The 20,153-nt window shown below is 71.9% G+C and carries 14 protein-coding genes; 13 read left to right on the top strand and 1 reads right to left on the bottom strand.

Annotated features, from left to right (window positions below):
• The first annotated feature begins 54 nt into the window (after positions 1 to 54).
• From ACFSC0_RS20760 to ACFSC0_RS20700, 13 genes are all read left to right on the top strand, one after another.
• Complete coding sequence (locus ACFSC0_RS20760) at positions 55 to 1,440, top strand: M20/M25/M40 family metallo-hydrolase (RefSeq protein ID WP_377283414.1); 1,386 nt, start codon at positions 55 to 57, stop codon at positions 1,438 to 1,440.
• A 35-nt stretch (positions 1,441 to 1,475) separates the two neighbouring features.
• Complete coding sequence (locus tag ACFSC0_RS20755) at positions 1,476 to 2,414, top strand: D-alanine--D-alanine ligase (protein ID WP_377283955.1); 939 nt, start codon at positions 1,476 to 1,478, stop codon at positions 2,412 to 2,414.
• A 115-nt stretch (positions 2,415 to 2,529) separates the two neighbouring features.
• Positions 2,530 to 3,264: a cell division protein FtsQ/DivIB gene (locus ACFSC0_RS20750; protein WP_377283413.1), complete on the top strand. Its 735-nt coding sequence runs from the start codon at positions 2,530 to 2,532 to the stop codon at positions 3,262 to 3,264.
• Between the two features lie 5 nt (positions 3,265 to 3,269).
• Positions 3,270 to 4,625, top strand: coding sequence for a cell division protein FtsA (ftsA, locus tag ACFSC0_RS20745; RefSeq protein ID WP_377283412.1), 1,356 nt, complete (start codon positions 3,270 to 3,272; stop codon positions 4,623 to 4,625).
• 47 nt (positions 4,626 to 4,672) lie between these two features.
• The gene (locus ACFSC0_RS20740) at positions 4,673 to 5,782 is read left to right on the top strand and encodes a hypothetical protein (RefSeq protein ID WP_377283411.1); all 1,110 of its coding nucleotides are present in this window, start codon (positions 4,673 to 4,675) and stop codon (positions 5,780 to 5,782) included.
• 440 nt (positions 5,783 to 6,222) lie between these two features.
• The gene (ftsZ, locus tag ACFSC0_RS20735; RefSeq protein WP_377283410.1) at positions 6,223 to 7,719 is read left to right on the top strand and encodes a cell division protein FtsZ; all 1,497 of its coding nucleotides are present in this window, start codon (positions 6,223 to 6,225) and stop codon (positions 7,717 to 7,719) included.
• 257 nt (positions 7,720 to 7,976) lie between these two features.
• Positions 7,977 to 8,870, top strand: coding sequence for a UDP-3-O-acyl-N-acetylglucosamine deacetylase (lpxC, locus tag ACFSC0_RS20730; RefSeq protein ID WP_377283409.1), 894 nt, complete (start codon positions 7,977 to 7,979; stop codon positions 8,868 to 8,870).
• Positions 8,871 to 8,971: 101 nt separating this feature from the next.
• Positions 8,972 to 9,280: a hypothetical protein gene (locus ACFSC0_RS20725; protein ID WP_377283408.1), complete on the top strand. Its 309-nt coding sequence runs from the start codon at positions 8,972 to 8,974 to the stop codon at positions 9,278 to 9,280.
• Between the two features lie 215 nt (positions 9,281 to 9,495).
• Positions 9,496 to 10,494: an outer membrane protein assembly factor BamD gene (locus tag ACFSC0_RS20720; RefSeq protein WP_377283407.1), complete on the top strand. Its 999-nt coding sequence runs from the start codon at positions 9,496 to 9,498 to the stop codon at positions 10,492 to 10,494.
• 43 nt (positions 10,495 to 10,537) lie between these two features.
• A complete protein-coding gene (recN, locus tag ACFSC0_RS20715; RefSeq protein WP_377283406.1) occupies positions 10,538 to 12,229 on the top strand; it encodes a DNA repair protein RecN in 1,692 nt (563 codons plus the stop codon).
• Between the two features lie 163 nt (positions 12,230 to 12,392).
• Positions 12,393 to 14,489, top strand: coding sequence for an NAD-dependent DNA ligase LigA (gene ligA, locus ACFSC0_RS20710; protein WP_377283405.1), 2,097 nt, complete (start codon positions 12,393 to 12,395; stop codon positions 14,487 to 14,489).
• Positions 14,490 to 14,608: 119 nt separating this feature from the next.
• Entirely contained in the window at positions 14,609 to 16,813 is a 2,205-nt protein-coding gene (locus ACFSC0_RS20705) for a tetratricopeptide repeat protein (protein ID WP_377283404.1), read from the top strand.
• 84 nt (positions 16,814 to 16,897) lie between these two features.
• Positions 16,898 to 18,322: an NAD(P)-binding protein gene (locus tag ACFSC0_RS20700; protein ID WP_377283403.1), complete on the top strand. Its 1,425-nt coding sequence runs from the start codon at positions 16,898 to 16,900 to the stop codon at positions 18,320 to 18,322.
• Here the strand turns inward: ACFSC0_RS20700 and ACFSC0_RS20695 are convergent.
• On the bottom strand, positions 18,319 to 20,133 hold the full coding sequence (locus ACFSC0_RS20695; protein WP_377283402.1) for an aminopeptidase P family protein: 1,815 nt from the start codon (positions 20,131 to 20,133) through the stop codon (positions 18,319 to 18,321). The two genes, ACFSC0_RS20700 and ACFSC0_RS20695, sit on opposite strands and share 4 nt — an antisense overlap.
• Between the last annotated feature and the right edge of the window lie 20 nt (positions 20,134 to 20,153).

Here is a 20,153-nt window from a genome sequence, read left to right as displayed (position 1 = left end):
GCCGGGACGCAGCGCCGCCTTGACGGGAATCTCCATCGGGCGCACCCGCGATGCATGCGCCCTCTCGTCATCGCTTCGCTCGCCGTCGCCCTCGCCCTGCCGTTCAGCGCCCAGGCGCAGGACCTGACCGCCAAGGCCAAGGCGCTGCGGGACCGGGCGCTGGCCGACCGGACGGCCTACGAGCTGACGGAGTCGCTGACCACCGAGGTGGGCGCGCGCCCGGTGGGCTCGCCCGCCATGGAGCGGGCCAGGGACTGGGGCGTCGCCAAGCTGAAGGCGCTGGGCTTCTCGAACGTGCGCGTCGAGGAGTTCCGGGCCGAGTCCTGGCTGCGGGGCGAGGAGAGCGCCGAGGTGGTCGCGCCCTATCCTCACAAGCTGCACATCCTGGGCCTCGCCCGCTCGGGGCCGACGCCAAAGGGCGGGATCGAGGCGGAGATCGCCCTGTTCGGCTCGCTGGACGAGCTCATGGCCCAGCCGCCCGGCGCGTTGAAGGGCAAGATCGCCGTGGTCAGCCAGCCGATGCCCAAGACCCAGGACGGCTCCGGCTACGGCTTCATCAACCGCAACCGCACGCAAGGCGCGGCCGAGGCGGCGAGGCGGGGGGCGGTCGCCTACCTGACCCGCTCCAGCTCCACGGACGATACGCGCCTGCCGCACACCGGGGCCATGAGCCGGCCGAAGGACGCGCCGGTGATCCCGGCCGCGGCCCTGTCGCCGCCGGACGCCCAGCTGCTGGAGCGCCTGGTCGCACGCGGCCAGCCGGTGCGCCTGAAGCTGAAGATGGAGAACACCTACCGGGAGAGCGTGCCGGCCTGGAACGTGGTCGGGGAGATCCCCGGGACCGAGGCGCCGGACGAGGTGATTGTTGTCGGCGGCCACCTGGACGCCTGGGACCCCGGCACGGGCGCCATCGACGACGCGGCCGGCATCGCCATCACCACCGCCGCCGCCAGGCTGGTCGCCGCGGAGCGGCCGCGGCGGACCATCCGGCTCGTGATGTGGGGCGCCGAGGAGCTGGCCGACAGCGGCGAGGCCTACGCCGCGGCCCACAAGGACGAGGTCGGCAAGATGGTGGTGGTCTCGGAGAGCGACTCCGGCGACGGACCGATCTGGCGCGTGCGGCTGCCCAAGGGGTCGTCGAAGCATCCGGCGATGCAGGCTTTCGCCGCGGCGATCGCGCCCCTGGAGGTCGTGCTCGCTCCGGAGCCGGCGACCAGCGGCGGGGCGGACGTGGCCGACCTGGTGCGCCTGGGCGCGCCGGTCGCCAGCCTGTCGCCCGACGTCACCCGCTACTTCGACCTGCACCACTCCGCGGACGACACCTTCGACAAGGTGGACCCGGAGAAGCTCGCCCAGAGCGTCGCGGTTTGGACATCGTTTCTCTACACCGTCGCCGCCAGCGACATCGACTTTCGACAGCTAGCCGCGGAGGCCCCGTGACCCTTCCTCTCTCCGGACATCACGTCGCCGTCCTGATGGGCGGCCTCTCCTCCGAGCGGGAGGTGAGCCTCGTCTCGGGCCGGGCCTGCGCCGACGCCCTCGAGCGGCTGGGGGCCAAGGTCTCTCGCATCGACGCGGGCCGGAACCTCGCCGACGTGCTGACGAAGCTGAAGCCCGACGTCTGCTTCAACGCCCTGCACGGGGCCTGGGGCGAGGACGGCTGCGTCCAGGGCGTGCTGGAGACGCTGCAGATCCCCTACACCCACTCCGGCGTGCTCGCCTCGGCGCTGGCCATGGACAAGGCCAAGTCCAAGGCGGTGATCGCCGCGGCCGGCGTGCCGGTGCCGGGCGGGGGCCTCTACAACCGCTTCGAGGTCGCCCGCGACCACGTGCTGCCGCCGCCTTACGTGGTCAAGCCGAACGCCGAGGGCTCCTCGGTGGGCGTGTTCATCGTCCGCGAGCGGGCGAATCGGCCGCCGCAGGAGATCGTCGAGCCGGCCTGGACGTTCGGCGAGGAGGTCATGGTCGAGCCGTTCGTGCAGGGCAAGGAGCTGGCCGTCGCGGTGATGGACGGCAAGGCCCAGACGGTTACCGAAATCATCCCCAGGACCGGCTTCTACGACTACGAGGCCAAGTACGGCGAAGACGGTTCCGAGCACGTCGTTCCTGCGAACTTGCCGCGACAAGTTATTGAAAGATGCCTGGATTATGCCGAGCGCGCGCACGCGGCCCTGGGTTGCCGGGGGGTTACGCGGTCGGACCTGCGTTATGACGACGTTAACGACATTTTGGTCCTTCTAGAGGTGAATACACAGCCTGGGATGACGCCCACCTCGCTCGCGCCAGAGCAGGCGGCTCACAAGGGCGTGGACTTCGACCGTTTGGTGCTGTGGATCACGGAGGACGCTTATGCCCGCGGCGGTGCGGGGGGAATCGCGCGTATCGGCGAGACCTCGAGCGAAAGCGTCCGCTAAGCCGGGCCGCAGCCGGCCGGCCGCGCCTGCGCGCGGGCCGCAGGCTGCGGGCAAGCTGCAGGCCGCCAAAGGGGCGGGCCTTACTCCCAAACAGGCGCTCATCGCCGCCGGCGCCGTGCTGACCATCGCCGTCTCGGCGGTGCTCGGCACCGGCGGGCGGGCCGAAATGGTCGGCCAGGCGATCACCGGCGGCATCGACAAGGCGTTCGGCGCGGCCGGCTTCCGCCTGAACGCCGTGCACATCCAGGGCGCCTCCGAGATGGCGACCCGCGACATCCTGGCCGCCACCGGCCTCTACAAGGACCAGCCGATCCTGGGCCTGGACCTGGAAGCCATGCGCCAGAAGGTGATGGAGGTCTCCTGGGTCGAGGAGGCGCGCATCGTCCGGCTGATGCCCGACACGCTGGTGATCGCGGTGAAGGAGCGCAAGACGCTCGCCGTCTGGCAGCACGGCGGCCGGATCCACGTGGTGGACCAGCATGGCCGGATCATTCCGAAGGCCGACCCGGCCCGGTTCCCGAACCTGCCGCTGGTGGTGGGCGTGGGCGCCAACGAGCACGCCGCGCAGATCCTGCCGGCGGTCGCGGCGCGGCCGCGGCTGTCCAGCCGGCTGGTGGCGCTGATCCGGGTCGACGACCGGCGCTGGGACCTGCGGCTGAAGGACGGCAGCCTGGTGCAGCTGCCGGCGGTGGACGAGGAAGCGGCGCTGCTCCAGCTGGACCAGCTGGACCAGCGGACCCGCATCCTCGAGCTGGGTTTTGAGCGGATCGACATGCGCGATCCGAACGTGGTTGCGGTCCGGCCACGCGACGGCGTGCTGCCGGGCCAGCTGGTGGCGAGCGGCGCCTGAAGGGAATGGGCAAGGTGGGCAAGTCGGGACCTGCAAGAGGCGAGGAGCGCAAGGAGGCGAGCGGCCGGGAGAGCCTGAAGGCGGCGCTGGGGCGCGTGCCTGTGGTCGCCGCCGTCGACCTGGGCGCATCCAAGGTGGCGTGCTTCATCATGAAGGCCGACGGGGTGCGCCGGGTGGACCGGACGCTGACGACCACCGGCGTCGGCTATGTCCAGTCGCGCGGCGTGCGCGGCGGGACCATCGTCAACCTCGACGAGGCCAGCGAGGCCATCGCCCAGGCGGTGGAGCGGGCCGAGAACGTGGCCGGCGTGTCCGTGCAGGGCGTCACCGTCTCGACGGCCGGCGGCCAGCTGGCCAGCCACCGGGTCTCCAGCCGCGTCTCGCTCAGCGGCCGGCCGATCGGCGACCAGGACCTCATCCGCGCCATCCAGGCCGCGCTGGCCCAGGTGAAGCTGCCCGGCCGCCGGGCCGCCCACATCCTGCCGATCGCCTGGCAGGTGGACGGGCAAGGTGGCGTGCGCGACCCGCGGGCCATGTTCGGCCGCAGCCTCGGCGTCGAGCTTCTGGTCGTCTCGATCAACGAGGCCGTCTTCCAGACCCTCGGCGCCTGCGTCGAGCGGGCCCACCTGCAGTTCGAGGGCGTCGTCGCCGCCCCCTTCGTCTCGGCCCTGGCCGCGCTGGAGGAGGACGAGATGGACCTGGGCTCGGTCTGCATCGACATGGGCGGCGGCTCGACGAGCGCTGCGGTGTTCAACCACGGCAGCCTGGTGCACGTGGAAAGCATCCCGGTGGGCGGCCAGCACGTCACCGCCGACATCGCCCGCGGCCTTTCGACCTCCATCGCCGGCGCCGAGCGGATCAAGACCCTGCACGGCTCGGCCATCGCCTCGGCCAACGAGGACCGCGAGATGATCGAAGCCCCGCCGCGGGGCGACGATCCCGGCGCGGGCCCGGTGATCGCCCCCAGGAGCCTGCTCAAGGGGATCATCGCGCCGCGCGTCGAGGAGACGCTGGAGCTGCTGCGCGACCGGCTGAAGGCCTCCGGCGCGCCGGTGGAGCCGGGTGCGGGCCTGGTGCTGACCGGCGGCGCGAGCCAACTGGCCGGCGTGCGCGAAGTCGCCGTGCGGGTGTTCGACCGGCCCGTGCGCCTGGGCCGCCCGCGCCGGGTGCCGCACCTGGCCGACGCCGCCTCGGGCCCGGCCTTCTGCGCCGCCGCCGGCATCCTCCACCGGGCCGCCTTCGGCCCGCGCGAGGCGGTCTCCGCCAAGGCCCTGGCCAGCTCGAAGATCCGGCGCGAGCCGCTCGACCCGGGCGCCAATCCGGTGGCCCGCGCGGCGGCCTGGCTGCGCGAGAACCTCTAGGCCGCCCCACACGCTGCGCTTAGGCTCCGCCCGTTGGGGGTGAAGCCATGCGAGTCCTTTCCGCCGTCCTCGTTCTGCTGGCCGGGCCAGCGCTCGCCGCGCCGACCCCGGCCGCCGCGCCGGCGCAGGCCGCGGCTGCGCCGCCGGTCCCCAAGAGCGTCTGGGAGAACCCTGCGGGAGACGCCAGGCATCTGCAGAGCGGCCTTCGCTGCCCGGCGTCGATGGGCATGTTCGCCCGCAGCAACCTGATCACCTACGACGCCTTCGGGCTGGACGTGAGCTGCGGCTACAATGCCCCGGGCGCGATCGTGACCTTCTTCCTCTACCGGCGCGGCGACCTCGACGCGAGCTTCGCCGAGGCCGAAGAGCAGCTCGCGGGCAGTCCGTTGCTGAACAACCCGAAGGAGGTGGCCGACGAGCCGGTGGATCTCGGCGGGCTCCGCTGGCGCAGGGCCCGGTACGCCGAGGCCGGCGGGCGGCGGGCGGACCTGTGGATGGCGCCGCTCGAAGGGTGGACGATGAAGGTCCGGGCCACCTACGACGACGCCGCAGCGGAGGCGGTCGAGGCGCAGATCGCGGCGCTGACGCAGGGCGCGCTCGCCTCGGCCGGCGCTCAGCTCAAGGCCTGCGCCAAGGCCCCGCCGCCCGAACGCACGGGTCGGCCGGTGAAGCACGCCGGCGACGAAGCCGCGGCGGACGCGCTGGTCGGCGCGCTGCTCGGCGCCGTGGCGCAGGCCGCGGCCCAGGAGGGAAGGGCGGAGCCCCGGACGCCGATCCTCTTCTGCGCCGAGGCGCCCATCGAGGATCGGGCGTGGCCGATGCTCGCCTGGCGGGGCGTCACGCCCGACGGCGAAGACGCCAAGGTCGACCGGCTGAGCGCCATGACCCTGGAGTCGCCGCCGGTGCTGGAGACGGCGGAGGACGCGGAGCTCACCCTGATCTTCGACGAGCAGAGCCGGCGGTCCGACCCGAGGTGGGTGGCGAGGCTTCAGCAGGACGGCCGGACCGCGATCTTCGGCCACTACGACGGTCGCCCTTCGGCGGCGACCCTCGCGCCGCTGCTGCTGGATATCCTGGACGGCAAGGCCCGGCCGCTCGGGGCCTTCAGCGACGACGGCCGGACGGTGACCATCATCGCGCCGCCGGACGGCGAGTAGGCGGCGGCGCGGCGCTGCGAAACTTCGTCGCGAAGCGCCCGGTCCGGGCGCCTTCCTGGGTTGGGCCCTGCGGCCGAAGGCGTGGCCAGGGCGCGGGTTGACGCTGCGGAACGCCCGCAGATCGCAGGCAGGGGCGCCTGCGAAGTCGCTGTCCTAAGTGGCTGAAAACCGGGTGAATGCCGCATCGCGCGAGCCTCGGGCGAGCGCCGCGCACGGGCTCGCGCCCGACCGCGAATCCGGGCTCCAATGGTCAAGCTAAGCCCCGCCATCCATTGTGGAAAAAAGGGCCTCGGCCGCGTCGACGAAAAGCCGACTCAGGCTATCCGATTAACCACTCGTTAGGGGTGTCGGGCGCCTAGTTAACCGCATCCTAACCAAGGGCGCTTCGCGGGCGGGTCGCGCGGCGTTTGACCTGATTTTGGCGGAAGGACGTGGGGTCCATGGCAATCGCATTCTCGGCGCCGCAAGAGACCGAGCTCAAGCCGCGCATCGTTGTTTTCGGTGTCGGCGGGGCTGGCGGTAACGCGGTCAACAACATGATCGAGGCGGGCCTCGAAGGCGTCGAGTTCGTCGTCGCCAACACCGACGCCCAGCAACTGGCGTTCTCGAAGACCGAGCGCCGCATCCAGCTCGGGGTGCAGGTGACGCAGGGCCTCGGCGCCGGCGCCCACCCGGAGGTCGGCATGAGCGCGGCCGAGGAGAGCGTGCCGGAGATCGGCGAGCACCTCGACGGCGCCCACATGGTGTTCATCACCGCCGGCATGGGCGGCGGCACCGGCACCGGGGCGGCCCCGATCATCGCCAAGTGCGCCCGCGAGCGCGGCATCCTGACGGTGGGCGTGGTGACCAAGCCCTTCCACTTCGAGGGCCGCCACCGGATGCGCCTGGCCGACGCCGGCATCGCCGAGCTGCAGCGCTACGTCGACACCCTGATCGTCATCCCCAACCAGAACCTGTTCCGGATCGCCAACGAGCGGACCACCTTCGCCGAAGCCTTCGGCATGGCCGACCAGGTCCTGCACTCGGGCGTGCGCTCGATCACCGACCTGATGGTGCTGCCGGGCCTCATCAACCTCGACTTCGCCGACGTCCGCACGGTGATGACCGAGATGGGCAAGGCGATGATGGGCACCGGCGAGGGCACCGGCGAAGACCGCGCCCTGATGGCCGCCCAGAACGCCATCCAGAACCCGCTGCTGGACGAAGTCTCGCTGAAGGGCGCCAAGGCGGTGCTGGTCAACGTGACCGGCGGCCTGGACATGACCCTGCTGGAGGTCGACGAGGCGGCCAACGCCATCTCCGAACAGGTCGACCCGGAAGCCAACATCATCTTCGGCGCGGCCTTCGACCCGGCCCTCGACGGCGTGATCCGCGTGTCGGTGGTCGCCACCGGCATGGACTCCGGCTCCATCACCATGATCGAGCCGCAGGTCCAACGGCGGACGATGTCCCGCGGTCCGGCGCTGGGCCAGTCCGAACCGGTGCGCCCGCTGGTCCCGGCCTACGAACCGCCCGTGGCCGCCGCGCCCGAGCCGGTCCTGGCCGACATGGAGCCCGAGCCGGTCGAGCTCGAGCCGGAGCCCCTGGCGGCCGAGGCCATCGAGGAACTGCAGGGCGACCTTCTCACCGCCGCGGCGGAGCCGGCGCCCGCGCCGCAGCCCGCGCCCGTCACCAAGATCGTCGACGAATCCGTCGCCGAGTTCGAGGACGCCGCCCCGCTGTTCCCGCAGCCCGTCGTCACCGAGCGGCGCCCGCAGCGCGGCGGCTTCATGAGCCTGTTCGGCGGCCGTCCCCGCTACGACGCCCCGCCGCCGGCCCCGCGCCCCGCGGCCACCCGCGGCGGCGCCCAGCCGGTCGAGGCGCCTCAGGAGATCGAGCAGGCCGACACCGGCGAGGATCTGGAGATCCCCTCCTTCCTGCGTCGTCTCGCCAACTAGCGCGGGATCGGCTCGCGTACGAATTGGGTAAACGAGCCCTTAAGGTTAGGCGTTCTAAACGGGTCCCGGCGCTCCGCCGGGGCCCGTTCTCGTTAATCTAAGCGGCTGAAACGCAAGGGATTTCTGCCAAAATTCCGCCACGGCGCAGGCGAAACATTCGGAAACAGGATGTGCTTTGCGGCGCCGCAGCATTCACCTTATCCCAGCCGCTGGGACACCGCGGCCGGCAAGCCGCCTCGAGTAGAAGGTCGCGAGCTTTGGACGCATCCGCGTATCAGCACACCCTCAAGGGGCCCGCGGTCCTGGCGGGGATCGGCGTGCACACCGGCGCGCATGCGCGCATGGCCGTGCGCCCGGCCGGTCCCGACACCGGCATTGTGTTCGTCCGCACCGACGTGACCGACCGCGACAACCGCGTGCCGGCGACCGGCGAGTCGGTGGTCAAGACCCAGCTCGGCACCGTCATCGGCAACGCCGCCGGCGTGACCGTGTCCACCATCGAGCACCTGATGGCGGCGCTCGCCATGCTCGGCGTCGACAACGCCATGGTCGAGCTGGACGGGCCGGAGATGCCGATCATGGACGGCTCGGCCGAAGCCTTCGTCGAGGTGCTGGACCGCGTCGGCCTGCGCCGCCAGGAGGCGCCGCGCCGGTTCATCGAGATCCTCGACACCGTCGAAGTGGTCGACGGCGACAAGCGCGCCACCCTGTCGCCCGCCGAGGGCTTCGAGGTCGCCTTCGAGATCGCCTTCCCGTCCAAGGCCATCGGTCGCCAGCGCATTGACATGGCGATGGACGAGGCCGCGTTCCGCAGCGAACTGGCCAACTGCCGCACCTTCGGCTTCCTGCACGAGGTCGAGGCCCTGCGCGCCATGGGCCTGGCCCGCGGCGGCTCGATGGAGAACGTCATCGTCATCGAGGGCGACCGGATCCTCAATCCCGAGGGCCTGCGCCGCCCGGACGAGTTCGTCCGCCACAAGGCGCTCGACGCCATCGGCGATCTCTATGTGCTCGGCGGCCCGGTGCTCGGCCGCTTCGAGGGCATCCTCGCCGGCCACGCGCTCAACAACGCCCTGGTCCGCGCGCTGCTCGCCCAGCCCTCCGCCTGGCGCTGGCGCACCTTCGCCGACCCCCTGAAGGCGGCGGTCTAAGCCCGCTCCGGGCGGTAACACCGATATGTGAATTTCGCGCGCCCGTGCGTGGGCGCACGCTTCCCTTGCGGCGAAGGCCGCTCGCAACGGGGAGGCGCAGAATGCCGCTCATGGTCGTCTACCGGTCCCGGGACGTGGACCGCACCACCTATCCCAAGATCATGGCGCGTACGGCGGGCCAGCTGCCCGAGGGCGCGGTGTCCCACCTCGCAGGCTTCTCGGACGACGGCGGCTTCTGCGTCGTCGACGTGTGGGAGCGGCGCGACCAGTTCGAGGTCTTCCTGCCCACGCTGCGGCAAGCCCTCGCGGACCTGAATGTCCCGTGGGCCGAGCCCGAGGTCTACGAGATGGGCGGCGTCATCGCCACGCCCGCCATCGAGCGCTACGCCGCCCAGTTCGCGCCGGTTTAGCCAAACCGCCCCGGTCATCGCGTCGAACGCCGGGGCGATCGGAAGTAATCTGCGGAGGCGAGGGGCGCGAGGTTCTACAACCCCGCGACCTCGCATCCGTTTGCTCGCCCAACGGGGTGGTGTAGAGAGGGGGTTAACGCGGCGCGGGGGCGCGCGATGGTTCTCTTTTTGAGGTGAAGGTGTCCTTGCTTCACAATTCCTGGGCTCGTCCGACGATGGCGGCCGTGATCGCCGCCGTCGCGCTCGCCGGATGCGCCGGAAAAGACAAGAAGCCCCGGCTGGCGTACGAGGAGCGGCCGGTGGAGCTGCTCTACGCCACCGGCGCCGACCGGCTGGACCGCGGCCTGTGGGGCCAGGCGGTGCAGTACTTCGAAGAGGTGGAGCGCCAGCACCCCTATTCGGAATGGGCCCGCCGGGCGATCCTGATGACCGCCTACGCCCATTACATGGGCAACGACTATCCCGAGGCCATCGCCGACGCCGAGCGGTTCATCTCGCTCTATCCCGGCAACCCGGCGGCGGCCTACGCCCACTACCTGAAGGCCATCTGCTACTTCGAGCAGATCGTCGACGTGGGCCGTGACCAGGGCGCCACCGGCCAGGCGCTGAACGCCCTGCAGGAAGTGGCCCAGCGCTACCCCAACACCGAATACGCCGCCGACGCCCGACTGAAGATCGACATGGTCAACGACCAACTGGCGGGCAAGGAGATGACCGTCGGCCGCTGGTACCTGCGCAACGGCGACACGCTGGCCGCCGTGGGCCGCTTCAAGACCGTCGTCGACCGCTACCAGACCACCAGCCACACGCCGGAGGCGCTTTACCGCCTGGTGGAGGCCTACCTGACCCTCGGCCTGGGCGAGGAGGCGCGCCGCAACGGCGCCGTGCTCGGCCACAACTACCCGGGGGACATCTGGTACCGGGACGCCTACAACCTGCTCACCGACAAGGGCCTGCAGCCGGCCACGGCCAAACCCTCGGGCGGGTTCATGCCGCGGATCCCGCTGCCCTGGGGCAAGCGCAAGGAGACCACGGTGCGCCCGCCGGCGGTGACCGAGGCCGCCCCGCCGCCCGCCGCCGCCCCGGTGCAGGCCGCCGAGGCCGCCCCGGCCGCGCCTGTCGAGGCGGCTCCGGCCGCGCCCGCGCAGGCCACGCCGGCCGCCGAAGCGCCCGCCGCGCCGGCCGAGCCTGCGGCGGAAGGCTCCGCCCAGTAGCCAGCGCTTCCGGCTTCGCTGATTCGAGGCGATCCTGTCCGACATGCTGATCGGGCTGTGGATCCGCGACGTGGTGCTGATCGAGGCCCTGGACCTGTCCATCGGCCCGGGCCTCACGGCGCTGACCGGCGAGACCGGCGCCGGCAAGTCGATCATCCTCGACAGCCTGGGCCTGGCGACCGGCGCGCGCGCCGACGCCGGCCTGGTGCGCCGTGGCGCCACCCAGGCGGTGGCCTCGGCGGTGTTCGCGCCCGCGCCCGACCACCCGGTCTGGGACCTGCTGGAAGAGAAGGGCCTCAGCTACGCCCGCGACGAGGACCTGGTCCTGCGCCGCACGCTGGCCGCCGACGGCCGCAGCCGGGCGTTCGTGAACGACCAGGCGACCAGCGTCGGGGTGCTGCGTGAGATCGGCGACCTTCTGGTCGAGGTGCACGGCCAGCACGAGACCGTCGGCCTGCTGGACGCCAAGACCCACCGCCGGATGCTCGACGCCTTCGCCGGCGCCGGCGAGCTGCTGTCCGAGGTGGACGCCCTGTGGAGCGCGCTCGCCCAGTCGCGCGAGCGGGTGGAGGATCTGAAGGCCGCCGTCGGCCGCGCCGCCGCCGAGGCCGAGGAGCTGACTCTGCGCCTCTCCGAGCTCGACCGGCTCGAGCCGCAGGAGGGCGAGGAGGCGGCGCTGGCCGAGGAGCGGGCGGTGCTCGGCGCCTCGGAGAAGGCGCTGGCCGACATCGGCTCCGCCCGCCAGGGCTTCGACGGCCTCTCCGGCCGGCTGGCCACCGCCCACCGGGCCCTGACCCGGGCGATCGAGCGGGCCCTGGCCGCCGGCGCCGCCGAGGACGGCGCGGCCGTGCGCCGCCTCGCCTCGGCCGCCGACGCCGTCGACCGAGCCCTGGTCGAGGCCCAGGAAGCCGAGGCCGCCATCGACTCGGCCGCCGACGCCTTCGACTTCCGCCCCGACCAGCTGGAGAAGGCCGAGGAACGGCTGTTCGCCCTGCGCGCCATGGCCCGCAAGCTGAACGTCTCGGTGGAGGAACTGCCGGGCCTGCGCGCCCGCTTCGCCGACCAACTGCGGGCCATCGAATCCTCCGAAGACGCGCTGAAGGGCGCGCAGGCCGACCTGGCCGCCATCGAGGCCGCCTACCGCGCCGAGGCCGAGAAGCTGTCGCAGCTGCGCCGCGAGGCGGGCGAGCGGCTGGCCCAGGCGGTGATGGGCGAGCTCGCGCCGCTGAAGCTCGAGAAGGCCCGCTTCCGCGTCCGCGTGGAGCCGTCCGGCCGGGAAGGGCCGAGCGGCGTCGACCAGGTCGCCTTCGAGATCGCCACCATCCCCGGCGCGCCCTTCGGACCGCTGGGCGCCATCGCCTCCGGCGGCGAGCTGGCCCGCTTCGCCCTGGCGCTGAAGGCGGCGCTGGCGGCCCGCGGCGGCGGCGTGCAGCCGCTGATGATCTTCGACGAGGTGGACCAGGGGGTGGGCGGCGCGGTCGCCGACGCCGTGGGCCTCAGGCTCAAGCGCCTGGCCGCCTGCGCCCAGGTGCTCGTCGTCACCCACAGCCCGCAGGTCGCGGCCCGGGCCGAGGCGCACTGGCGGATCTCCAAGGCCGGGGAAGGGGACCGCCTGCGCACTACTGTCGAGCCGCTCTCCGCCGCCGAGCGCGAGGAAGAGATCGCCCGCATGCTCGCCGGCGCCCAGGTCACCGACGCGGCCCGCGCGGCGGCGAGGGCGCTGATGACGGCTTGAGCCAAGCCTTCCCTCCCCTTTATGGGGAGGGTGGACGCCGGCGCGAGCCGGCGGACGGGTGGGGCGGTGAGGGGACAATCACCAAGGTGATCGAATTGGCTGACTTCCCCACCCGACCCGTCGCTGCGCTCCGGGCCACCCTCCCCATGAAGGGGAGGGAAGGATGAAGCCCGTCTCCGACCTCACCGAAGCCGAAGCCGCCCTCGAGCTCACCCGCCTCGCCGACGAGATCGCCGCGCACGACATCCGCTACTTCCAGGACGATGCGCCGACCATCTCGGACGCCGAGTACGATGCGCTGAAGCGCCGGAACGCCGAGATCGAGGCGGCCTTCCCGCACCTGGTGCGGGAGAATTCGCCGAGCCTGCGGGTCGGCGCGGCGCGGGCGGAGCAGTTCTCGCCGGTGGAGCACGGCGTGCCGATGCTCTCCCTCGACAACGCCTTCTCGGACGAGGAGGCGCTGGAGTTCGAGGCGCGGGTGCGCCGCTTTCTGCGGCTGGGCGAGGAGAAGGTGTTCTTCACCGCCGAGCCGAAGATCGACGGCCTGTCGGCTTCGCTGCGCTACGAGCGGGGCGTCTTCGTGCAGGGGGCCACACGCGGCGACGGGCGGGTCGGCGAGGACGTCACCGCCAACCTCTCGACGCTGAAGGAGATCCCCAAGCGGCTCTCCGGCTCCGGCTGGCCGGACGTGATCGAGATCCGCGGCGAGGTCTATCTGGGCCACGAGGAGTTCGCCGCGCTGAACTCCGCGGCCGAGGCGGCCGGCCAGCGCACCTACGCCAACCCACGCAACGCCGCCGCCGGCTCGCTGCGCCAGATCGACCCGAAGATCACCGCCGCCCGGCCGCTGCGGTTCTTCGCCTACGCCTGGGGCTACGTGAGCGCGCCGTTCGCCCAGACCCAGTGGGAGGCGCTGCAGCTGCTGAAGGCCTGGGGCTTCTGCGTGACGCCAGAGACGCGCTGCGTGGAGGGCGCCGAGGGCCTGCTGGCCGCCTACCGCGAGATGGAGGCGGTGCGGCCGAAGCTCGGCTACGACATCGACGGCGTGGTCTACAAGGTCGACCGGTTGGACTGGCAGCAGCGGCTGGGCTTCGTCTCGCGCTCGCCGCGCTGGGCGATCGCCCGCAAGTTCCCGGCCGAGCAGGCCCGAACGGTGCTGGAGGCCATCGACATCCAGGTGGGCCGCACCGGCGCCCTGACCCCCGTGGCGCGCCTGAAGCCGGTGACGGTGGGCGGCGTGGTGGTGGTCAACGCGACCTTGCACAACGCCGACGAGATCGCCCGTAAGGACGTGCGGATCGGCGACACGGTGATCCTGCAGCGGGCCGGCGACGTGATCCCGCAGATCCTCGGCGCCGTGCCCGAGGAGCGGCCGGCGGGCGCCGAGCCCTACGAGTTCCCCAGCCATTGCCCGTGTCCACTGCACACGCCGGTGGCGCGGGAGACGACGGCCTCGGGGGCGGAGACGGTGGTGCGCCGCTGCACCGGCGAGTTCGCCTGTCCGTTCCAGAAGCTCGCCCACCTCCGCCACTTCGTCTCCCGCCGCGCCTTCGACGTGGAGGGCCTGGGCGAGAAGCAGCTGATCGCCTTCTCAGAGCGCGGTTGGATCAGCGAGCCCGCGGATATCTTCAGGCTGGCCAAGGACGAGGAGAAGCTCGCCGAGCTGCGGGCCGCCGACGGCTACGGCGAGACCAGCGTGCGCAACCTGGTCGCCGGCATCGAGGCGCGGCGGACGATCTCGCTGGACCGGTTCATCTACGGCCTCGGCATCCGCCACATCGGCGAGACCACGGCGGTGGTGATGGCCCGCGGCTACGGGTCGGCGCAGCACTTCCTGGAGGCGATGGACAAGGTCGCCGAGCGCGATCCGGCGGCCATGGAGGAGCTCGACGCCATGGACCAGATCGGCTCGGCGGTGATCGAGGCGGCGGCCAGCTACTTCGCCGAGGACCACAACCGGCGCGCGGTCCAGAACCTGTTCGCCGAGCTCACCGTGCTCGACGCCGAAAAGCCCAAGAACGACACCGCGGTGGCCGGCAAGACCGTCGTCTTCACCGGCTCGCTGGAGAAGATGACCCGCGAGGAGGCCAAGGCCCAGGCCGAGAGCCTCGGCGCCAAGGTGGCGTCCTCGGTGTCCAAGAAGACCGATCTGGTGGTGGCCGGCCCTGGCGCCGGCTCGAAGCTGAAGACGGCGACCGAGCTCGGCATCCAGGTGCTGACCGAGGACGAGTGGCTGGCGCTGGTGGCGGGCGACAGGTAGCGCTTGAGCCGCAACCCGTGACCGACGATCTTTGGTGACGAGCAGAATCCGGTGTTCGCCGAAAACCTTGGCGCCGGACGAAGTTGCGGCATAGTCCTTAGTCCGAAGGGGGACGGGGCTTGGCGGGACGGTTCCTCAGCGAGCTGAAGCGGCGCAACGTCATCCGTGTGGGCGGCGTCTACCTCGTCACGGCCTGGGCGCTGTTCGGCATCGCCAGGACCATCTTCGAGGTCCTGAGCTTCCCCAAGTGGTCCTCGCAGCTGCTGCTGGTCCTGCTGGCGCTCGGCCTGCCCATCGCCGTCATCATCGCCTGGGCCTTCGAGCGGGCGCCCGAGGGCGGCGTCCGCCGGACCGAGGCCCCGCCCGAAGATGCGCCGCCGCTGACCTTCCGCTGGTTCGACGGCGCCCTGCTGGCGGCGATCGGCGGCGTGCTGGTGATCACCGTCCTGCAGGCGACCGGCGTGTTCGCCGGCGGCGCCCGCGTGCCGCTCCTGCCGTCGGAGGAGAAGTCGGTCGCCGTGCTGCCCTTCGCCAGCTTCTCCACGCGGCCGGAGATGGAGTTCTTCGCCGACGGCCTGACCGAGGAGGTGATCAATTCCCTGGCCAAGGTCGAGGACCTGAAGGTCGCCGGCCGCACCTCGGCCTTCTATTTCAAGGGCAAGAACGAGGACCTGCGCGAGATCGGCAAGAAGCTGGGCGTCGCCCACGTGGTCGAGGGCAGCGTGCGGCACGACGGCGACCGGCTGCGGGTCACCGCCCAGCTGATCAAGGTCTCGGACGGCTTCCACCTGTGGAGCGAGACGTTCGATCGCGACATGAGCGACGCCTTCGTGATCCAGACCGAGATCGCCGAGGCCGTCGCCGAGGCGCTGAAGGCCGAGCTGAAGGCGGGGGATAGGCCGACGCGGGCGAGCCGTCGGAACCCGGAGGCCTACGAGCTGGAGCTGACGTCGCGCGCCCAGCTGCGCCACCTGGGCCTGGCGCAGCTGACGGCGGCGCACGAGGGATTCAAGCGGCTGATCGAACTAGAGCCGAACAATCCCGAGGGGTACGCGGGCCTCGCCCAGGCCTCGGCCCTGCTGGTCCAGCACCACCTCCAGGGCGACTTCACCCCGACGATCCGCGAGGCCGAGGCCGCCATCGCCAAGGCCCTGGAGCTCGATCCCAAGTCGGCCTCGGCCTACATCGCCCGCGGGTGGGTGAACCGGATGAAGTTCATCCGGGCGTCCTGCCAGAGCTGCGAGGGCGTCGCGACGGCCGCGTTCAAGCGGGCGGCCGACCTGGAGCCGCGCAATCCGGAAGCGCTCAGCCTCTACGGCGCGGACATCTCGGTCGCCCGGCCGGCCGAGGCGATCACCTACCTGCGCCGCGCCCTGGCCATCGATCCGCTGGACAAGATCGCCCAGACCTATCTGGCGGAAGCGTTGGCGGCGACGGGCGATTTCGCGGCCGCCGAGCGGCAGTTCCGGACGGCCGCCGAGCTGTTCCCCGACTTCATCGACACCAAGCAGAACCTGGCCGGGTTCCTGATCGTGCAGGGCAAGCTCGACGAGGCCGAGCCCTGGCTTCGGGCCGCCGCCCAGCCGGGCACCGATCCGTCCGCCGACCTGCAGCTGGCCCACCTCTACCTGAACCTGGGCCTGAGGCAGGACATGGCCACGACCGTGGGCCGGCTGAAGTCCTCGCCCGTGGCCGCCGAAGTGGCCAACGCGGTGATTCTGATCACCGAGGCGCGCTACCAGGAGCTGCTCGCGCGCAGCCACAAGCTGCTGGCCGAGCCGGAGCCCGATCCCATCTGGCACGCCATCGGCTTCTCGGCGGCGGCCCTTGCGGAAGACTGGGAGTTCGCCCGCGAGCAGCTGCTGATCATCCACCCCGAACTGTTCGAGCCGGAGCCGCAGGTGTCGCCCAGCGCCGCCAACGAGGTGGTCGCCGCAGCCTTCGTCATCGCCCAGCTGGGCGACAAGGGGCAGTCGCGCCGGATCCTGGAGGAGGTGTTGCGTGTGACCGAGCCGAGCCCCGGCAGATGGCAGGCGCACGCCAGGCGCATCGCCCGGATGAAGGCCTTCGCCATGCTCGGCGACAACGAACGGGCGCTGGCCGAGCTGCGGGCGGCGATCGATGCGGGCTACCGCACCCTCTACGACATGGACATCTTCCTGCGGCTCGACGCCTACCCGATGCTGGCCCCGCTGCGCAGCGATCCCAGGTTCCAGGCGATGATCCGCGAGATCGAGGCGGACGTGGCGAAGAAGCGCGAGGCCCTGCTCGCCCGCCGCCGCGGGACCCCGCCCGCCCAGGTGGCGAGCCGGGCGGCGGCGTAAGTCTCCAGGGAATCTCCAGGGCTCCTGCAAGCGGAGCGCCGGCAAGAGTGGCAATTGGCTCGCCAGAAGGCGACGGAGGCCGCGATGGACGAGATTGAAGCCGACTATGTGATCATCGGCGCGGGGGCCGCAGGGATGGCCTTCGCCGACACCCTGCTGTCCGAAACCGACGCCAGTCTGGCGCTGGTCGACCGGCGGGCGAGGCCCGGCGGCCACTGGAACGACGCCTATCCGTTCGTTCGGCTGCACGGGCCGTCGCTGGTCTACGGAGCCGAGTCGCGGCCGCTGGGTTCGGAAGCCATCGAGGCGGTCGGGATCAACCGCGGCCTGCTGGAGCAGGCGAGCGGGACGGAAGTCCTGGCCTATTTTGACCAGCTGATGCGGCAGCGATTCCTGCCCAGCGGGCGCGTCACCTGGCTGCCTCTGACCGACTATCGGGACGGGATCGCCACCTCACGGATCACCGGGGCCCGCACCCGGTTGCGCGCGACAAGGAAGCTGGTGGATGCGACCTACGCCGACACCCGCCTACCGGTGACGGAGCCGCCGAGCTTCGCCGTCTCGCCGGAGGCGCGCTGCATCCCGCCGCATGCGCTGCCGGGCGCGGAAGGCGGCGAGGGGTTCGTGGTGCTGGGGGCCGGCAAGACCGCCATGGACACCGTGGTCTGGCTGCTTGAGCAGGGCGTCGCCGCCGACAATATCACCTGGATCCGGCCGCGCGATCCCTGGCTCATGCCTCGCGAGAAGGTGCAGCCGAGCTTCGACTTCTTCGAGCCGACCATAGGGGCGCTGGCCGGCGAACTCGAGGCGGCCCGGGACGCCGTCTCGATGGCCGACCTCTTCGACCGGCTCGAGGCCGCGGGGCTGATGACCCGGATCGACCGCACCGTCGCCCCGACCATGTTCCGTTGCGCGATCGTCAGCGCGCCGGAGCTGGAGCTGCTGCGCCGCGTCGAGGATGTCGTGCGGCTCGGGCATGTGCGGGCGATCGAGTCCGGCCGCATCGTCCTGGACCGCGGGACCATCCCGACGTCCCCGGGGCGGATCCATGTGAACTGCACGGCGGACGGCATACCGAGGCGCCCGGCGACGCCGGTTTTCCAGGGCGAGCGGATCGTGCTGCAGTACGTGCGCCGCTGCTCGCCCTGTTTCAGTGCGGCCTTCATAGCCCACGTGGAGGCGACGTTTGCGGGCGAGGCGGAGAAGAACGCCCTGTGCGGGCCCGTGCCCGCCCCGGACGAGCCGCTCGACTGGCTGCGCATGCACCTGGCGGACGCCGCCAACCGCCGCGCCTGGTCGCAGTCGGCGCAGGTTCAGGCCTGGCTCGCCGCGTCCCGGCTCGACAGGTTCACCGGGATGATCGCCCGCGCGGGCCGCGAGCCGACGCCTGAGCGGCTGGCCATCCTGCAGCGCTACCGCGAGGCCGCCGGCCCAGCCCTGCAGCGCATCGCCGAGCTCACCGACCAGGCCCGGGCCGAGCGGCGGCCGGCGACGCTGGAGCCCGCCTAGAGCGGCGCGCAGGCCTCTTCCAGCCAGGCGCGGACGTCGGGCTCGACCTGCGGGCCGACCACGGCCAGGACGCGGGCGTGGTAGGCGTCCATCTGGGTCCGCTCCTCCTCGGTCAGCATCTCGCGGACGATGAGGCGGCGGTCGATGGGGGCGAGCGTCAGGGTCTCGAAGCCCAGCATCGGGCGCTCGCCGCCGGGCACGGGGGCCGGCTCGGTGACGAACTGCAGGTTCTCGATGCGGATGCCGTAGGCGCCTTCCTTGTAGTAGCCGGGCTCGTTGGAGACGATCATCCCGGGACGCAGGGCGACGGGGCTGGGGGCCTTGGAGATGCGCTGCGGGCCCTCGTGCACGCCGAGGTAGGAGCCGACGCCGTGGCCGGTGCCGTGGTCGTAGTCCAGGCCGGCCGACCACAGGGGCGCGCGGGCCAGGGCGTCCAGCGCCGAGCCGGTGGTGCCCTGCGGGAAGCGGACGCGGGCCAGCGCCAGGTGGCCCTTCAGCACCAGGGTGAAGCGCTCGGCCATCTCGCGGCTGGGTTCGCCGATCGCAACCGTGCGGGTCACGTCCGTGGTGCCGTCCAGGTACTGGGCGCCGGAATCGACCAGCAGCAGGGACCCGGGCTCGGTGCGCCGGTTCAGTCGCGTGGTCGGGCGGTAGTGAACGATGGCGCCGTTCGGACCGGCGCCGGCGATGGTGTCGAAGGAAAGGTCCTTCAGCGCCCCGGTCTGCTCGCGGAAGCCTTCCAGCCGGGTGACCACCTCCACCTCGTCCGGCAGGCTGGTCTGGGCCTCGGTGGCCAGCCAGTGCAGGAAGCGGGAGAGGGCCGCGCCGTCGCGGGCGTGGGCCCGGCGGGCGCCTTCGATCTCCACCGGGTTCTTGCAGGCCCGGGGCAGGGCGCAGGGATCCTCGGCGCGGATCACCTGGGCGCCGGCCTCGCCGAGCTGCTCCAGGTACCAGGCCGCCGACTGGGCCGGGTCGACGAGCACGCGCCGGCCGCCGAGGGCCTTCAGGGCGGCGGGCAGGGCCTCCGGCGGTTGCAGGGCCACCTGGTTGCCGAGCCAGGCCGGCAGTTCGGGCGTCACCTTGGCGGGATCGAGGAACAGCTGGGCCGAGCCGTCCTTCTCCAGGATCGCCTGGCCGATCGGCAGGGGCGAGCGGATGACGTCGCCGCCGCGGATGTTGAACAGCCAGGCGATGGAGGCCGGCGCGGTCAGCACCGCCGCGTCGGCGCTCTTCTCGGCCAGGCTCGCCCCCACCCGGGCGCGCTTGGCGGCGGAGTCCTCGCCGGCGTACTCCAGCGGATGGGGCACGACCGGCGCCTTGGGCTGCGGCGGGCGCTTCTCGCCCCAGGCGGCGTCGAGGGGGTTGGGGGTGACGGGCCTGAGCTGGGCGCCGGCCTTCTCGGCGGCGCGCTTCAGCCGCTCCAGGGCGTCCGGGCTGTGCAGGCGGGGGTCATAGCCGATGGCCTGGCCCCGGGCCGCGGCGGCCTCGAGGTAGGCGGGCACGCCGCCGTCCACCAGGTCGCGGACCTCGAACAGGCCCGGGTCCACCTGGTCGCGGACCTGCAGGCTATAGCGGCCGTCGACGAAGATCGCCGCCTTGTCCTTGAAGATCACCGCCGCCCCGGCCGAGCCGGTGAAGCCGGTCGCCCAGGCCAGCCGGTCGTTGGCCTCGGGCAGGTATTCGTTCTGGTGCTCGTCCTCGTGCGGCACCACGAAGGCGTCGAGGCCCTGGCGGGCCATGGCCTCGCGGATCAGGGGGACGTGTTTGGGCCCGAAGGAGGGGTCGGTGCTTTCGTCGAACGTCTGGCGCATGTGGGGGATGTAAGCCCTTC

The organism is Phenylobacterium terrae, assembly GCF_042681205.1.
GTDB classification, from domain to species: domain Bacteria; phylum Pseudomonadota; class Alphaproteobacteria; order Caulobacterales; family Caulobacteraceae; genus Phenylobacterium; species Phenylobacterium terrae.
Note: the sequence above shows the minus strand (reverse complement) of the source record. Positions and strands in the feature narration are given on the sequence as shown.

Bases quoted from the DNA above. Each gene is read 5' to 3' on its own strand.
- recN (WP_377283406.1), top strand. From the start codon at position 10,538: ATGCTGATCGGGCTGTGGATCCGCGACGTGGTGCTGATCGAGGCCCTG.
- ACFSC0_RS20725 (WP_377283408.1), top strand. From the start codon at position 8,972: ATGCCGCTCATGGTCGTCTACCGGTCCCGGGACGTGGACCGCACCACC.
- ACFSC0_RS20760 (WP_377283414.1), top strand. From the start codon at position 55: ATGCGCCCTCTCGTCATCGCTTCGCTCGCCGTCGCCCTCGCCCTGCCG.
- ftsA (WP_377283412.1), top strand. From the start codon at position 3,270: ATGGGCAAGGTGGGCAAGTCGGGACCTGCAAGAGGCGAGGAGCGCAAG.
- ftsZ (WP_377283410.1), top strand. From the start codon at position 6,223: ATGGCAATCGCATTCTCGGCGCCGCAAGAGACCGAGCTCAAGCCGCGC.
- ligA (WP_377283405.1), top strand. From the start codon at position 12,393: ATGAAGCCCGTCTCCGACCTCACCGAAGCCGAAGCCGCCCTCGAGCTC.
- ACFSC0_RS20740 (WP_377283411.1), top strand. From the start codon at position 4,673: ATGCGAGTCCTTTCCGCCGTCCTCGTTCTGCTGGCCGGGCCAGCGCTC.
- ACFSC0_RS20720 (WP_377283407.1), top strand. From the start codon at position 9,496: ATGGCGGCCGTGATCGCCGCCGTCGCGCTCGCCGGATGCGCCGGAAAA.
- ACFSC0_RS20700 (WP_377283403.1), top strand. From the start codon at position 16,898: ATGGACGAGATTGAAGCCGACTATGTGATCATCGGCGCGGGGGCCGCA.
- ACFSC0_RS20755 (WP_377283955.1), top strand. From the start codon at position 1,476: ATGGGCGGCCTCTCCTCCGAGCGGGAGGTGAGCCTCGTCTCGGGCCGG.
- ACFSC0_RS20695 (WP_377283402.1), bottom strand. From the start codon at position 20,133: ATGCGCCAGACGTTCGACGAAAGCACCGACCCCTCCTTCGGGCCCAAA.